This is a genomic window from Carnobacterium divergens (genome assembly GCF_900258435.1).
GTDB lineage: Bacteria > Bacillota > Bacilli > Lactobacillales > Carnobacteriaceae > Carnobacterium > Carnobacterium divergens_A.
The window spans coordinates 1,090,334-1,107,117 of sequence record NZ_LT992558.1; the positions used below are offsets into that span (position 1 = coordinate 1,090,334).

The 16,784-nt window shown below is 36.4% G+C and carries 15 protein-coding genes; 14 read left to right on the plus strand and 1 reads right to left on the minus strand.

The features are described from left to right. Positions 1 to 121 precede the first annotated feature (121 nt). Entirely contained in the window at positions 122 to 982 is an 861-nt protein-coding gene (locus tag CDIMF43_RS05600) for an MBL fold metallo-hydrolase (RefSeq protein WP_109841425.1), read from the plus strand. A 189-nt stretch (positions 983 to 1,171) separates the two neighbouring features. Here the strand turns inward: CDIMF43_RS05600 and CDIMF43_RS05605 are convergent, their stop codons facing one another. Continuing rightward, positions 1,172 to 1,378, minus strand: coding sequence for a LapA family protein (locus tag CDIMF43_RS05605; protein WP_109841426.1), 207 nt, complete (start codon positions 1,376 to 1,378; stop codon positions 1,172 to 1,174). Positions 1,379 to 1,803: 425 nt separating this feature from the next. Between CDIMF43_RS05605 and purC the strand changes: the two genes are divergently transcribed. The 13 genes from purC (at position 1,804) to pcrA (ending at position 16,766) form a co-directional block, all read left to right on the plus strand. Next, entirely contained in the window at positions 1,804 to 2,523 is a 720-nt protein-coding gene (gene purC / locus CDIMF43_RS05610) for a phosphoribosylaminoimidazolesuccinocarboxamide synthase (RefSeq protein WP_074401989.1), read from the plus strand. A gap of 27 nt (positions 2,524 to 2,550) precedes the next feature. Next, positions 2,551 to 2,799: a phosphoribosylformylglycinamidine synthase subunit PurS gene (gene purS / locus CDIMF43_RS05615; protein WP_034570911.1), complete on the plus strand. Its 249-nt coding sequence runs from the start codon at positions 2,551 to 2,553 to the stop codon at positions 2,797 to 2,799. Continuing rightward, positions 2,800 to 3,474 (plus strand): phosphoribosylformylglycinamidine synthase subunit PurQ, encoded by a 675-nt coding sequence (gene purQ / locus CDIMF43_RS05620; protein WP_074401990.1) that lies wholly within the window; start codon positions 2,800 to 2,802, stop codon positions 3,472 to 3,474. After that, positions 3,474 to 5,702: a phosphoribosylformylglycinamidine synthase subunit PurL gene (purL, locus tag CDIMF43_RS05625; RefSeq protein ID WP_109841427.1), complete on the plus strand. Its 2,229-nt coding sequence runs from the start codon at positions 3,474 to 3,476 to the stop codon at positions 5,700 to 5,702. Before purQ ends, purL begins: the two co-directional genes overlap by 1 nt. Then, positions 5,687 to 7,126: an amidophosphoribosyltransferase gene (purF, locus tag CDIMF43_RS05630; protein WP_109841428.1), complete on the plus strand. Its 1,440-nt coding sequence runs from the start codon at positions 5,687 to 5,689 to the stop codon at positions 7,124 to 7,126. Before purL ends, purF begins: the two co-directional genes overlap by 16 nt. Positions 7,127 to 7,167: 41 nt before the next feature. Then, entirely contained in the window at positions 7,168 to 8,208 is a 1,041-nt protein-coding gene (purM, locus tag CDIMF43_RS05635) for a phosphoribosylformylglycinamidine cyclo-ligase (RefSeq protein WP_109841429.1), read from the plus strand. A gap of 2 nt (positions 8,209 to 8,210) precedes the next feature. Beyond that, positions 8,211 to 8,792 carry a phosphoribosylglycinamide formyltransferase gene (gene purN / locus CDIMF43_RS05640; RefSeq protein WP_109841430.1) on the plus strand — a complete coding sequence of 194 codons (582 nt, stop codon included), beginning with the start codon at positions 8,211 to 8,213 and terminating at the stop codon, positions 8,790 to 8,792. 22 nt (positions 8,793 to 8,814) lie between these two features. Continuing rightward, a complete protein-coding gene (gene purH, locus CDIMF43_RS05645; RefSeq protein WP_109842341.1) occupies positions 8,815 to 10,347 on the plus strand; it encodes a bifunctional phosphoribosylaminoimidazolecarboxamide formyltransferase/IMP cyclohydrolase in 1,533 nt (510 codons plus the stop codon). Positions 10,348 to 10,418: 71 nt separating this feature from the next. Next, the gene (gene purD / locus CDIMF43_RS05650) at positions 10,419 to 11,687 is read left to right on the plus strand and encodes a phosphoribosylamine--glycine ligase (RefSeq protein ID WP_109841431.1); all 1,269 of its coding nucleotides are present in this window, start codon (positions 10,419 to 10,421) and stop codon (positions 11,685 to 11,687) included. Positions 11,688 to 11,717: 30 nt separating this feature from the next. Further along, on the plus strand, positions 11,718 to 12,365 hold the full coding sequence (locus CDIMF43_RS05655) for a GntR family transcriptional regulator (protein WP_109841432.1): 648 nt from the start codon (positions 11,718 to 11,720) through the stop codon (positions 12,363 to 12,365). Between the two features lie 98 nt (positions 12,366 to 12,463). Beyond that, complete coding sequence (locus CDIMF43_RS05660) at positions 12,464 to 13,570, plus strand: YibE/F family protein (protein WP_193553778.1); 1,107 nt, start codon at positions 12,464 to 12,466, stop codon at positions 13,568 to 13,570. Continuing rightward, positions 13,567 to 14,325, plus strand: coding sequence for a YibE/F family protein (locus tag CDIMF43_RS05665; RefSeq protein WP_109841433.1), 759 nt, complete (start codon positions 13,567 to 13,569; stop codon positions 14,323 to 14,325). The genes CDIMF43_RS05660 and CDIMF43_RS05665 overlap by 4 nt, the downstream gene beginning before the upstream one ends. Before the next feature lie 215 nt (positions 14,326 to 14,540). After that, positions 14,541 to 16,766 (plus strand): DNA helicase PcrA, encoded by a 2,226-nt coding sequence (gene pcrA, locus CDIMF43_RS05670; protein ID WP_109841434.1) that lies wholly within the window; start codon positions 14,541 to 14,543, stop codon positions 16,764 to 16,766. The last annotated feature ends 18 nt before the right edge of the window (positions 16,767 to 16,784 follow it).

Consider the following 16,784-nt stretch of genomic DNA (forward strand, 5'->3'; position numbering starts at 1 on the left):
GAGATGCGTTTTTTTTCATAAAAAGTTAAAACAATTATTTTTTTGAATTCTTATTGACTAATAGCTACTATAAGGTGTTACGATTAAAATGTAAAAAATAAAAAATAAGAGGTGAAGGTATATGAATAAAAGAATCGTTTTTATAGGCAGTATCGTTTTCGGAGTAGTAGTCCTTTTAGTAATTGGAGGTATGATAGGGAAAAGTTTAAATTCAGAAAGAAATGATAACATTACGGTAGAAACTTTGAAAAATGAAAAAAATCAAAAGTTTACGCCGAAAAAAATTACATTTGATGATATAAATATTGAAGGAATGGAAGTTACAAAACTCTCGTCCTCTGTTTATAAGGTAGGTTTTTTGCCAGGAACAATCGTGGAGACAGCACCAACTGTTAATGTTTGGTTAGTTGTCAATGGAGAGGATGTTCATATCATTGATACAGGTTTTGCTGAAATGACAGAAGGAGTGATGCAAGTAGCTGAAAAACTAGGGACTCCAGCATCTGTTTTAATTACTCATGGACATTTAGATCATGTTTTAGGTGTTCATCAATTAGTAGAACGGTTTGAAGGAATTAAAATTTATGTAGATTCTAAAGAAATCGAAGAAATTAATAAAGGAATTCCACCATATCCTGTAAAAGATGAAAATATGGAAGGGATGTTTGAAGAATTAACTGACGAGGTTGTATTAGCAGCTGGATTAGAACATTATATTACCCCAGGACACTCTCCAGGGCATGCTATTTTTTACCATAGAAAAGATAAAGTTTTGATGGTGGGAGACTTATTTATTACTACTGATACACGCTTGTTGCCACCGATTAAACGTTTTACTCCAGATATGAATGAAAGTATTGATAGTGGATCGATTGTTGACGAGATAAAACCTCGTATTATTACTTCTTCCCATGGCGATGATCTATTATATACTAAAGATTTATACACTCAATTAGCTTATTTTTTCAGAGATGCTGACTAAATTTAAAGTTAACTGTAGATGATGACTCAAAAAGAGGCTGAGTCTACAGGAGTTTTTCAAATCGTAAGGAACAATTTTTTTAATTCAACTTTGTTTAAGCTTTTAATAATAATAAATGGATTTTAAACTTAAAGATACTAAATAGTCGTTCAATGATTTTTATAGATGAAAAAAAATAAGCCGAAAGGCTTATTTTTTATTTTTTAAAAAGTAACCACAGATAAAACCAATTACTCCAATTCCCACTATCTCATAAAATAATGGAATCTTAACCTCTGCAACTAAAAAATTTACAGATACAGGTTCAAGATTACTGAATGCAAATATAAGAATTAAGATAATTCCAATAAGTATTAAAGTTCTTTTAATTGTAAAAAATTTTTTTAATTTTTCCATAAAAACACCCCTAGATTACGAATAATTAGAATAAGATAATTAGGAGACCACTTCAAAATTAACTTAATACACAGTTAAGAATTTTCTTAACTATTAGAATAATACCATAGTTAACCATAATTATATAGTTATAACTCTTTTTTGTTTAAAATTAGTATCAAACTAGAATTTTTTAGTTTTAATCATAATGACGATAAATAAAATCAAAACAAACATATAATAAAGCTTTTTAACTCTCATTCTCTATACAAAGAAAATTAGTTTTAAAGCGAACTATATTCAGATTAAAAGTTTTTAATGTTCGTTATTTAAGTTGACATCGAATTGGCAGATTGTTAAAATGAATATGTGTTTAAGGCGAACGATTTATAGTTTCGAACCTTTTATTGTTCACTTATAAGATAATGTTAATTGGAGGTCTTTTTTTGGAAAAGCAGGAGCTTTTATATGAAGGGAAAGCAAAAAAATTATATAAGACAAGTGAATCAGATGTGATATGGGTTGAATATTTAAATCAAGCAACAGCATTAAATGGAAAAAAAAAGGATTTGATTCAAGGCAAGGGTGAATTGAATAACCAAATTACAAGCCTACTTTTTAGCATGTTAAAAGAAGCAGGTGTTCACAATCACTTTATAAAAAAACTATCAAAAACCGAACAATTAATTGAGTCAGTTACAATGTTTCCTTTAGAGGTCGTTCTAAGAAATATTTCTGCTGGAAGTTTTTCAAAAAGATTTGGCGTGAAGGAAGGAACTCCTTTAGCTAATCCAATCATTGAATTTTACTTAAAGGACGACAAGCTAGACGATCCGATGATGAATGAGGAACATATTCAATTATTAGAGCTAGCAACAGCAGAAGAAATCAAAAAAATTAAAAAAATGACATTAGAAGTAAATACAGCCTTACAAAAAGTATTTAAGGAAATCGATATCCAATTGATTGATTTTAAACTAGAATTTGGCAAACAAGCAGATGGAACCATTCTATTAGCTGATGAAATATCTCCAGATACTTGCCGCTTATGGGATGTAAAAACAGGCGAGCATTTAGATAAAGACGTTTATCGCCGGGATTTGGGGAATCTAGTTCCCGTCTATCAAGAAGTATTCGAACGTTTGTTAAAACTTGAATCAATCTAAAAAATTAATGAAAAGGGAGTTGCTTAGATGTATTTTGTAAAAGTTTACGTCACTTATAAACAATCGGTTTTAGATCCACAAGGAGAGGCCGTAAAAGGGGCCGTTCATCGTTTAGGCTATCAAGAGATTGAAGAAATTCGAATCGGAAAATATTTTGAAATTAAAGTGAAGAAAACGACTCGACCAGTTCAAGAAACCATCGAAGAAATTTGTGATAAATTACTCAGCAACGTTGTGATGGAAAGCTATCGTTACGAAATACAGGAGGAAAACTAAATGAAATTTGCAGTCATTGTTTTTCCAGGTTCTAACTGTGATGTGGATATGCTGACGGCGATAACAGATTGTTTAGGAGAGGAAGCAGAGTATGTTCGTCATGATGAAACCAGTTTAGCAGGATTTGACGGTGTTTTATTACCAGGAGGTTTTTCTTACGGTGATTATTTAAGGTGTGGCGCAATTGCACGTTTTTCTTCGATTATGAGTGAAGTCATCCGTTTTGCAAATGAAGGAAAACCTGTTTTTGGGACCTGCAATGGGTTTCAAATTTTATTGGAAGCAGGCTTGTTACCTGGTGCATTACGTCGTAATGAATCGTTGCATTTTGTGTGTAAAACAGTCGAATTGGTAGTCAATAATCAAACACCGTTTACATCTTGTTACCAAGCGAATGAAACCATTCAGATTCCAATTGCCCATGGGGAAGGGAATTATTATTGCGATGAAGCGACATTAAAAGAATTACAAGAGAATCATCAAATTGTGTTTACTTACGGAAATGAAAATCCAAATGGAAGTATTGCGAATATTGCAGGCATTATCAATAAAGAAGGAAATGTACTAGGCATGATGCCTCATCCAGAAAGAGCGGTTGAACAATTACTAGGTTCTGATGATGGCTTAAATTTCTTTAAATCAATGATAGAGAACTTTAGAAAGGTGACAAACTAATGACAACAATCCAATACACAGAGCCGACAGCAGAAGAAATTAAAGAGCAAAAAATTTACCAGCAATGGGGCCTAACGGATGAAGAGTACACAATGATTAGCGAGGAAATCTTAAAACGTTTGCCTAATTACACAGAAACAGGTCTTTTTTCAGTGATGTGGAGTGAACATTGCTCTTACAAAAATTCAAAACCGGTTTTACGTAAATTTCCAACTACAGGAAAGCAAGTTTTACAAGGACCTGGTGAAGGTGCTGGAATTGTCGATATTGGAGACAATCAAGCGGTTGTGTTTAAGGCGGAAAGTCACAATCATCCTTCTGCTGTGGAGCCTTATGAAGGAGCAGCAACAGGTGTTGGTGGAATTATTCGTGATATTTTCAGTATGGGGGCAAGACCCATTGCTATTTTAGATTCCCTACGCTTTGGCGAGCTAACTAACGAGCGAACCAAATATTTGTTTGAAGAAGTTGTAGCGGGCATTGCAGGCTATGGAAATTGTATTGGAATTCCAACAGTTGGTGGTGAAATTGCCTTTGATGAGTGCTATGCAGGAAATCCACTTGTGAATGCTATGTGTGTAGGTTTGATTGATCATAAAGACATTCAAAAAGGACAAGCTAAAGGAATAGGGAATTCTATCATGTATGTTGGCGCTAAAACAGGGCGAGATGGCATTCACGGTGCGACCTTTGCTTCTGAAGAATTCAATGATGAAGAAGAAACCAAACGTTCTGCCGTTCAAGTAGGCGATCCTTTTATGGAAAAACTATTATTAGAAGCCTGTTTAGAGTTAATTTACGATTATCAAGAAATTTTAGTTGGGATTCAAGATATGGGGGCAGCTGGACTCGTTTCGTCAAGTGCCGAAATGGCTTCTAAAGCGGGGAGTGGCTTGATTCTTAATTTAGATGACGTACCACAAAGAGAGACACAGATGACGCCTTATGAAATGATGCTTTCTGAATCACAAGAGCGTATGCTGATTTGTGTGAAAAAAGGGGAAGAAAACCAAGTAGTTGAGCTATTTAAAAAATACGGATTAGATGCTGTAACAATTGGAGAAGTGACAGATGACGGTATGTATCGACTGTATCATAAAGGAAGCCTAGTGGCTGATTTACCTGTAGATGCTTTAGCAGAAGATGCTCCAACGTATTATAAACCTTACACTGAACCGGCTAGAATTCAAGCTTTTAAGGAGATGGAAGATTATCAACCAGAAGCCAATTCGTTTATTGATACATTAAAAAAGCTGCTACAACAGCCCACAATTGCTTCTAAAAAATCTGTTTTTGAAAAATATGATTCAATGGTTCGTACCAATACAGTGGTGGGACCAGGAAGTGATGCAGCCGTTTTACGCGTTCGAGGAACGGACAAAGCCATTGCGATGACAACGGATTGCAATGCACGTTACTTGTATTTAAATCCTGAAGTAGGTGGACAAATTGCGGTCGCCGAAGCAGCTCGAAATATAGTGTGTAGCGGAGGAAAACCTCTAGCCATTACAGATTGTTTGAATTACGGAAACCCTGATAAACCAGAGATTTTCTGGGAATTATGGACGTCAGCTGACGGGATTTCAAAAGCCTGTGAAGTTTTAGATACTCCTGTAATATCAGGAAATGTATCTATGTATAACGAATTTAATGGTCAAGCCGTTTATCCAACTCCAGTGATTGGAATGGTTGGTTTAGTAGAAAAGTTAGCGCATATAACAACACAAGGCTTTAAACAAGCAGGTGATTATATTTATGTCATTGGAAATACCAAAGCGGATTTTAATGGTTCTGAATTACAAAAAATGGAAATAGGAAAAATTGAAGGAAAGTTGATGGACTTCGATTTAGCAGTCGAGCAAAAACGCCAAGCAAAAGTACTAGCAGCCATTCAATCAGGTTTAGTTGAAAGTGCTCATGATACGAGTGAAGGCGGACTAGCAGTTGCGTTAAGTGAGTGTGCGTTTGAAAATGAAATAGGAATCAATGTGGCGGTTGATTTACCAGATATGTGGCTATTCTCAGAAACGCAATCACGATTTGTGCTTTCCGTTAAGCCAGAAAATGCAGCAGCTTTTTCAAAACTGATGGAGGAAGAGGCTGTTTTAATTGGAGAAGTGACAGCTGAACAAATTTTAACAGTGAATACCCAACAAGGAACGTATCAAATCGCAACAAATGAACTAAGACAACTATGGGAGAAGGCGATTCCGTGCTTACTGAAGTAAAAAGTTTAAACGAAGAGTGTGGTGTTTTTGGTGTGTGGGGTCATCCGGAGGCTGCACGCTTAAACTATTTTGGATTACACAGTTTACAGCATCGTGGGCAAGAAGGTGCTGGTATCGTGGCAAATCATCAAGGCGCATTAAAAGGCCATCGAAACGTCGGCTTGATTTCAGAAGTCTTCAAAGACGAGAGAGAACTAGAGCGTTTAAAAGGCGATTCAGCAATCGGTCATGTTCGCTATGGAACAGCTGGTAGTGGAGGAATCAATAATATCCAGCCTTTTTTGTTTAAATTTTATGACGAAGAGATTGCTTTAGCTCATAACGGCAATTTAATTAATGCAAAAAGTTTACGATTAGAACTAGAACAGGCAGGTGCAATTTTTCATTCCAATTCGGATACAGAAGTTTTAATGCACTTGATTCGTCGAAGTAAGGAAGTCCGATTTATTGATAAATTAAAAGAAAGCCTAAGAACCGTTAAAGGGGGCTTTGCTTATCTATTAATGACAAGCGATGCGATGATTGGAGCGCTTGATCCAAACGGATTTAGACCTCTTTCAATCGGACAAATGAAAAACGGAGCCTATGTGTTAGCTAGTGAAACTTGTGCTCTTGACGTTGTGGGGGCAACCTTTGTCAGACAGGTGATGCCGGGTGAGATTGTCATTATTAATGACGAAGGGTACACCATTGAAACGTACACAGATGATACCACAATGGCAATTTGTTCAATGGAATATATTTATTTTGCGAGACCAGATTCTGATATTGCTGGTGTGAATGTGCATACGGCTCGAAAAAATATGGGACGTAGATTGGCAGAAGAAGCGCCAATTGATGCAGATATTGTGATTGGGGTACCGAATTCTTCCCTATCTGCTGCTAGCGGATACGCTGAGAAAAGTGGCATTCCATATGAAATGGGTTTAATTAAAAATCAATACATTGCTAGAACGTTTATTCAACCAACACAAGAATTAAGAGAACAGGGAGTTCGTATGAAACTGTCGGCTGTTCGAGGTGTTGTAGCTGGAAAAAAAGTGGTGATGGTAGATGATTCAATCGTTCGTGGAACGACAAGTCGCCGTATTGTGCAACTTTTAAAGGAAGCTGGAGCAAAGGAAGTTCATGTTCGCATTGCTTCTCCGCCATTACGCTATCCTTGTTTCTATGGAATCGACATTCAAACTAGAGAAGAACTAATAGCAGCCAATCATTCCGTTTCGGAAATTAAAGACTTAATCTTTGCAGACAGCCTATCTTTTTTAAGTGAAGAAGGACTGATTGAATCAATTGGATTAAATTTTGATGCGCCTTATTCTGGATTGTGCATGGCCTACTTTAATGGCGATTTTCCAACAGCTTTATATGATTATGAAGCAGATTATCTTAAATCATTAGAGATAACGCCGGTACTTAAATAAAAATGGGATCAAAAAGCAACGAATTTGGAGGGAATTAGATAATGGCAAATGCTTATTCAAAAGCAGGAGTAGACGTTGAGGCTGGATATGAAACCGTTGAACGCATTCAAAAACATGTGAAAAAAACAGAACGCAAAGGTGTTATGGACATGATTGGTGGATTTGGTGGTTGCTTCGATTTAACCCAATTAAATGTGAAGGAACCGGTTTTGGTTTCAGGTACAGATGGGGTTGGAACAAAGTTAATGATTGCTATTCAACAAAATAAACATGACACAATTGGAATTGATTGTGTGGCAATGTGTGTAAACGATATTGTGGCCCAAGGAGCCGAACCTCTTTATTTTTTAGATTATATAGCGACCGGAAAAAATGTCCCTGCTCGTTTGGAAAAAGTAGTAGCAGGTGTAAGTGACGGGTGCATTCAAGCAGGAGCTGCTTTGATTGGTGGCGAAACTGCAGAAATGCCTGGTATGTACAACGATGATGACTATGATTTAGCTGGTTTTGCTGTTGGTGTAGCAGAAAAAAAGGAATTGATAAAAAAAGCGGATATTAAAGAAGAGGACATTTTGATAGGCATTGCTTCAAGTGGAATTCATTCAAACGGGTATTCCTTAGTTCGTAAGGTGTTCTTTGAACAAAATGAGTTTGATTATGACTCGTTATTACCTGAATTAAAAGGTGAACCATTAGGCTCCGTCTTGTTAACACCCACTAAAATTTATGTTAAAGCACTGCTTCCATTAATCAAAGAAAGAAAAATTCATGGAATCGCTCATATAACTGGTGGCGGGTTTGTTGAGAATATTCCACGGATGCTTCCTACGAATTTAGCTGCCCATGTGCAGTTGGGAAGTTGGGATGTATTGCCTATTTTCCAAGCATTGCAACTTTACGGTACTATTCCTGCTCATGAGATGTACGAAATCTTCAATATGGGGATAGGAATGGTAATTGCTGTTTCAAAAGATGACGTTAAAAGCGTTTTAGAACAATTGGAAAAGGCCGGAGAGACAGCTTCAGTGATTGGATGGATTACGAAACGAACGGATGAAGCATTGATTTTAGAAGAGGTGTAGGGATGAAAATAGCCGTTTTTGCTTCTGGAAACGGAAGTAATTTTGAAGCGATTGTGAAAAGCATGAATCAAGGAGAAATTGAAGGTGCGATTGTGTTGGTTTTTTCTGACCGCACAGATGCGTATGTTTTAGAGCGAGCAAAAAGCTTACAAATTCCAGTTCGGTCTTTTTCACCGAAACAATTTACAAATAAAGTTGAATATGAAAAAGAAATTTTAAAAGAACTGAAAGCAAAAGAAGTGGAGTTGCTTGTTTTAGCAGGATATATGCGTTTGATTGGTCCAACTTTACTAAATGCTTATCCAAATCGTATTTTAAATATCCATCCTGCCTTACTTCCTGAATTCCCAGGATTGCATGGCATTCGAGATGCTTTTGAAGCAGGAGTTAAGCAAACGGGTGTGACGGTACACTATGTTGATAATGGCGTGGATACAGGTCCCATTTTAGCTCAAAAAAGAGTTAATATAGAAGAAAATGAAACGTTAGCAAGTTTGGAATTAAAAATCCATCAAGCGGAACATCAGCTTTATCCAGAAGTGATTCAAGATGTCATTCAGGCGATTAAAAAAACTGAAAATTAAACATAAAGGGGCGTTTTTCAAAATGAAAAGAGCGTTAATCAGTGTGTCAGATAAAGCAGGAATTGTTGAATTTGCAAAAGCATTAGTTGAAAATCAAGTAGAGATTATTTCAACAGGTGGAACAAAGCAAGTTTTAGTAGAGGCGGGAATTCCAACGATTGGAATTGAGGAAGTTACCAACTTCCCTGAAATGATGGATGGCAGAGTGAAAACCTTACATCCGTTAATTCATGGTGGTTTGCTAGGACGTAGAGACTTAGTGAGTCATACAAATGCAATGGAGGAGTATGGCATTCAACCAATTGACTTCGTTTGTGTAAACCTTTATCCCTTTAAAGAAACCATTCTGAAAAAAGACGTGACGACAGCCGATGCGATTGAAAATATTGATATTGGTGGGCCTAGTATGCTTAGAAGCGGAGCAAAAAATTATGCCTCGGTTACTGTTGTAGTAGATCCTGCTGACTATGCTCTTGTGATTGCCGAGTTGACAGAAAATGGTGGAACAACTTTAAAAACAAGAGAGCGTTTAGCTGCCAAAGTATTTCGTCATACTGCCAGTTATGATGCACTGATTGCGAATTATCTAACAGATTTAGTTGGAGAAGAGGCGCCTGAAAAAGTAACAGTTACTTATGATCGTAAGCAAAGTCTTCGCTATGGAGAAAACAGTCATCAAAAAGCTAGTTTTTATGAAGACCCTTTAACGGTTGAGTTTTCAATTGCGAATGCAAAACAAATTCACGGCAAGGAACTGTCTTATAATAATATTAAAGACGCGGATGCTGCGATTCGAATTGCAAGAGAGTTTAGTGAACCAGTAGCGGTAGCAGTGAAACATATGAACCCATGTGGTGTTGGAATTGGAGAAACAATTTATGAAGCATTTGAACACGCCTATCAAGCAGATAAAGTCTCCATTTTTGGTGGGATTATTGTGCTAAATCGCGAAGTAGATCTTGCAACAGCAGAAAAATTGCACACTATTTTCTTAGAAATTATTATTGCTCCAAGCTATACGAAAGAAGCCTTAGCATGTCTAACCAAGAAAAAAAATCTCCGTTTGATGACCTTGAATTTTGAACAGCCGGTTGTAAAAGGTACAGAACAAGTGAGTGTGTTAGGTGGCTTGCTTATTCAAGAACAAGATTTATTATTAGGAGAAGCTCCAGAATGGGAGGTTGTAACAGAAAGAATGCCGACAGCTGAAGAATTAAAAGCAATGGAGTTTGCATGGAAAGTCATGAAACATGTGAAAAGCAATGCGATTGTAGTAGCAAATGACCACCATACATTAGGGATTGGTGCAGGTCAAATGAACCGAGTAGGATCTGTTAAGATTGCGTTAGAACAGGCTGCTGGAAAATTAGAAGGAGCAGTTCTAGCAAGCGATGCGTTCTTCCCAATGAGTGACAGTGTTGAATATGCGGCAACCCATGGAATTGAAGCGATTATTCAACCAGGTGGAAGTATTAAAGATCAAGAATCAATTGAAATGGCAAATAAATACGGTATCACAATGGTCTTTACAAAGGTTAGACATTTCAGACATTAATCAAACCTGCCTTTACTAGTTTTAGTAAAGGCTTTTGTATTCTTATAAAATCAATCAAAGGCGGGATATTAATGAAAGTACTTGTAATTGGTAGTGGAGGAAGAGAACACGCAATTTGTAAAAAATTAGGAGCAAGCCCGAAAGTATCAACTGTTTATTGCGCAAAAGGAAATGTAGGGATGCAACAAGACGGCATTCAGCTTGTTGATATTGAAGAAAACAATCATGCAGCGTTGATAAAATTCGCTAAAAAAGAACGGATTAATTGGACCTTCGTGGGGCCAGAAATACCATTAATGAATGGAATTGTGGATGATTTTCTTGCAGCAGGATTGAAAATATTTGGACCAACTAAAAAAGCAGCTTTGATTGAAGGTTCAAAAGATTTTGCGAAACAGCTAATGACAACCTACCAAATTCCAACAGCAGCTTACCAAACCTTTACAGATTATGAACAAGCTTTATGTTATGTAGAAGAAAAAGGAACGCCAATTGTCATTAAGGCAGACGGATTAGCAGCAGGAAAAGGGGTCGTAGTTGCTGAAGATATGAATGTCGCAACGCTAGCATTAAAAGATATGTTGTTAGATGGGAAATTTTCAGGAACAGAAAATCGAGTAGTCATTGAAGAATTTTTAAGTGGTGAAGAATTTTCATTGTTGGCGTTTGTAAGCAACAACAACATTTATCCAATGCCGATCGCTCAAGACCACAAGCGAGCTTATGAAGGGGATAAAGGACCTAATACAGGGGGAATGGGCGCGTATTCACCAGTTCCGCAAATCCCTGAAAGTATGATTAAAGAAGCGATTGAGAAAGTTTTAAAGCCCGCTGTTGAAGGAATGCGTTCTGAAGAAAGAACATTCAATGGAATTTTGTACGCGGGTCTTATCGCATCTGAAAAAGGAGTCAAGGTAATTGAATTCAACGCTCGATTTGGAGATCCTGAAACGCAAGTTGTTTTAAATCGCTTAACAAGTGATTTTGCCCAACTTATTGATGATTTATTAAATGACCAAGTTCCTGTTGTTGAATGGCAAAAAAAAGGGTATGATATTGGCATTGTAGTTGCAAGTGATGGCTATCCCGAAGCCTATCAAAAAGAAATCGCACTTCCTGATTTAACGAAACTAGAAGAGGGACAAGTCTATTATGCAGGCGTCAAAAAAAATAAGACTGGAAATTTAGTTTCAAATGGTGGTAGAATCTATTTAATAGAAGCTCAAGGGGACACCTTAAGGGAAGCTGCCGATAAAGCTTATCAGCAATTGAAAGCAGTGGATACTGAAGGAACTTTTTATCGAATGGATATCGGGAAAAAAGCAATGAAACAGAATTGAAATAAATACTGAAGTTGGTGGGAATTCATTATGCCTAGGTCGAAAAACTTAGAAAAAGTTGCGTATCATTATTTAAAGGAACAGATTCAATCAAAAGAATGGTTGCCACAAACGCATATCACAGAACAAAAGATTTCAACTTGTTTAGGAATTAGTAGGACGCCTATTCGAAATGCTTTTTTAAAGCTACAAGAAGAGGGCTATTTAACGATTATTCCTCATAAAGGTGCAGTGGTAACAGAACCTAAAATTAAATTTAAAGAATACGCTGACCGACTAGAGTATATTGAATTGATGATTGTTCATCAACTTCATTTTATAGAACTAAAAGAGATTCAACTTGATTTTCGAGAATTAGATTGTATGTTGAATCAAATGATTGTCTGCATTGAGCAAGGCGATAGCCAACTATACAACGAAAAAGAACGTCAGTTGATTCGTATCTTTTTACAAAGTGGAAAAAATGACTATATGATGAGCAGTGTTATGGATACGATTCGTAGTCTCCACCAACAAAAAGACTCTGAATTGGCATACGTATTGAAAAAAAATATTCCCAAAAAAATTCATCATTATTCTTTAATAGTAGATCTTCTAAGGGAAGGACAATTCGGGCTGGCTAGAAAACAAGTTCGAATCGCAGTCAATCAGTTAGTTCTAAGTGTTTTAAATGATTAAAATTTAACTAAGAATTTTTCATTATACGAATTTTTGTGTAACCACAATGCTACTATAGATATTGTGGTTATTTTTGTTTGAATGAGAGAGGTGATTGTTTGAAAAGAAATAAAACAATTTTTGTTGCAGGCATTCTTTTTTTGAGTATCCTTTTATCTTGGATTTTTGTAACGAATAATGCAGGTTTTTATCAACAGACAGTTGTAAAAATAACGAAAACTACCGTTGTAAAGTCAATTGAAACAACGGATGCAACACATAATAAAGATCGAGTTACAACGCAAGAATTGACAGGGATTATAAAAAATGGTGCACATCAAGGGGATACAATTTCATTGGAAAATGACTATTCCTTATCAGGAGCTCATGATGAAAAGTACCGAACTGGCGACGAACTTTTTGTCTCCATTTCAAAAAATTCAAAAACTCCTTTAGACGGCTCGATTGATGGTGTTAAGCGAGATAAATACTTATTAATTGTCGGATGGATTTTCATATTAGCTGCTTTATTTGTTGGAAAAAAAAGCGGCGTTTTTTCAATTATCAGTTTGATTCTAAACGTTGTGATTTTATCAATTGTACTTGATTATTATATTCGTTCTGAAAATGGCAATTTACTGATTATTTCAATGGGGATGGTTGTACTATTTACGGTGATTTCACTCTTTTTAGTCAGTGGAAACAACAGGAAAACCTATGCCGCAATTATTTCCACGTTAGTTGGAACCTTTATTTCCTTTTTCGTTGCCTATGGAGTGATGAACCTACTTGGTGATCGAGGGCTAAGATACGAAGAAATGCAATTTTTAACCCGCGCCCCTCGAAAAGTTTTTTTAGCAGGAGTGCTGATTGGTTCGCTAGGTGCAGTAATGGATGTAGCTATTATTATGGCCTCAGCAGTACAGGAGTTGGTTACTAAAAATAAAGAGATTTCTAAAGAAGCTCTTGTGAAATCAGGGATGGAGATTGGCAAGGATATTATGGGGGCCATGACAAATGTACTGTTTTTTGCCTATATTAGTGGGGCAGTTCCAATGGTCTTACTGTATTTAAAAAATGGTGCCGCAATTGGTTACACACTTTCAATGAATTTATCTTTAGAACTAGCACGAGCTTTAGCAGGAAGTATTGGGATTGTCTTGACGATTCCACTTGGGTTGTACATTTCGATTTACTTCATCCATAAGAAAGGCGGGATCAAATGACTGTACTAGTGGGTCTTGCTATTATTTTATTTGTTTTAATGAGAATAATTGGTGGAGAAAAGGGAACTAAATCTTTTATTGCCTTATTTTTAAATTTTATCATTGTTTTTATGATGATAGTGTTAACGGTCTATGAAAAAGACCCGATATTCTTAACGTTTATTGCCTGTATTTTAGTCAGCTGTGTCAATTTATTTTACATTAATGAAGTCAATTTGAAGACAAAAACAGCTTTTATAGCAACGTTAATGACGGTTTTTATTTTATTTATCATGGTTTACGGGTTAATGGAGTTTGCTAAAATTCAAGGATTTGGTGAAGAAGAGGTAGAAGAACTAAGCACATTTTCATTCTATATTGGAATTGACTTTATAAAAGTGGGAATCTCAACCGTCTTATTAGGAATGATTGGAGCAGTTACCGATACAGCGATTTCAATTGCTTCTGCTATGAACGAAATCTATTTCCATAATCCATTGCTGACTAAAAAAGACCTCTTTAAATCAGGAATGACTGTTGGAAGAGATATCTTGGGCACAACGACGAATACGTTGTTTTTTGCTTTTGTAGGAGGTTATTTAGCGCTCGTTCTTTGGTTTAAAGATATTTATTATTCCTTTGAAACCATTCTTAATTCCAAAGTATTTATGGCGGAAGTTTTATCCGTTCTTTGTATTGGAATTGGTGCTATTTTGATTATTCCAATCACGGCTTGGCTCACAGCTATGGTTTTGACAAAGGTAGGAAAACCGTAATTGAAGAAAGGACGAGCTGTTAAAAAAGCCTCGTCTTTTTTTATTGAATAGTTTGAAAACTCTTATTCTTTTTTTAAAGAAGTTTTCGTGTTTTTTTGCTATAATAGACTAATGTATAAAATGAGCAGATAGTGTCTAGTTTTTGAAAATTCGATCCAATGGATTTAAAACGTCTAACGTTCACGAAATTGCTTGAAATAGGAGGATGTTATTAATTGGTACTAAGAGATGATTTATTAAATGGAATGAATCCACGTCAAAAAGAAGCTGTGATTCACACAGAAGGGCCTCTTTTGATTATGGCGGGTGCTGGTAGTGGGAAAACACGCGTGTTGACACATCGTATCGCGTATTTAATTGAAGAAAAACAAGTAAACCCATGGAATATTTTAGCCATCACATTTACAAATAAAGCCGCTAAAGAAATGAAAGAACGGGTTGCTCGGTTAATGAAAACAGGTGGCAATGACGTTTGGGTTTCTACTTTTCACTCAATGTGTGTCCGCATGCTGCGTCGTGACATTGATAAAATCGGCTACAATAAAGCCTTCACCATAAGTGATCCAAGCGAGCAACAAACTTTAATGAAACGTATTTTAAAAGAACGTAATATTGATCCAAAAAAATATGATCCTCGTGCAATTTTAAGTCAAATTAGCAATGCAAAAAATGAATTGATGACCCCTAATGCTTACCGTGAAACTGCAAGCAGTCCTTTTGAAAAAATAGTCGCTGATTGCTATGATGATTATCAAAAAGAGCTACGTCGCAATCAAGCAGTAGATTTTGATGATTTAATTATGTTGACGATTCGATTATTCCAAGAGAGTCCCGAAACGTTGGATTATTATCAAAACAAATTTCATTACATTCATGTGGATGAGTATCAAGATACCAACCATGCCCAATACACACTTGTTAATTTATTAGCGAAACGGTTTAAAAACCTTTGCGTTGTGGGGGATGCCGATCAAAGTATCTATGGCTGGCGTGGTGCCAATATGGAAAATATCTTGAATTTTGAAAAAGATTATGCTGATGCGGAAGTTGTTTTATTAGAACAAAATTACCGCTCAACTAAAATGATTCTTAAAGCAGCTAATGATGTGATTGGCAATAATAGCAATCGTAAAAAGAAAAAATTATGGACAGACAATGATGATGGAGAAAAAATCACCTATTATCGAGGCCAATCCGAACACGATGAATCTCGTTATATTGTGTCAAAAATGCAAGAAGAAATGCGCGAACGTGGTTTAGCATATGGCGATTTTGCCGTGTTGTACCGTACGAATGCACAGTCCCGTGTTATCGAGGAAAACCTGTTGAAATCCAATATTCCCTATAAAATGGTTGGCGGACATAAATTCTATGATCGCAAAGAAATTCGGGATGTTTTAGCTTATTTAAGATTAATTGCAAATCCGGAAGACAATATGAGCTTTGAACGGGTTGTAAATGTTCCAAAACGAGGAATTGGTCCAGGAACCGTTGATAAATTAAGAACAGCTTCAAATCAATATGGTTGGTCAATGCTTGAAACAGCTCTAAATGTGAGCATCACACCAATTGCTGGAAAAGCTGCAGGGGAACTAGAAGCATTTGGTTTTATGATGAAAGACTTAAGACAAATGCAAGAATACCTGCCAGTAACAGAATTAGTTGAAGAAGTTTTAAAACGCAGTGGTTATTTAAAAGCCTTAAAAGCAGAACAAACCTTAGAGTCTGAAACTCGAATTGAAAATATTCAAGAATTTCTATCTGTAACACAGCAATTTGAAAAAGATAGTTCGGAAGACAAAAGTTTATTAACCTTCTTAACGGATCTAGCACTTGTTTCGGATTTAGACAATCTAGAAGAAGAACAAACTAGTGAAGTAACCCTAATGACTCTTCACGCAGCAAAAGGTCTTGAATTTCCCATCGTCTTCTTGATTGGTGTGGAAGAAGGTGTCTTTCCGCTTTCAAGAGCGTTGATGGAGGAGAATGAATTAGAAGAAGAACGTCGTTTAGCCTATGTTGGGATTACTCGTGCGGAACAAAAATTATACATTACAAATGCCTATTCACGGATGTTGTATGGACGTACGCAAGCCAATGCAGCGTCTCGTTTTATCGCTGAAATTAGCGAAGAAGCTTTAGAGTCTGGTAACCAATTTACTGGGAATACACCCTTTAGAAGTAGCGGCAGTCCAGTTAGTCGCATGCAAGCTACCAAAGCGACTAGCAGCATCTATCAATCACCTGTTTCCCGTAAAACGGAAAGTGGGGCAGAACGATTAGGCTGGTCAGTTGGCGACAAGGCCCTTCATAAAAAATGGGGGACAGGAACGGTTGTAAAAGTTAGTGGTGACGCGGATAATTTAGAATTAGATATTGCCTTTCCTGAACAAGGAATCAAACGTTTATTAGCAGCCTTTGCACCAATCGAAAAAGCTTAAAATTAAGAAAAGAGGGGT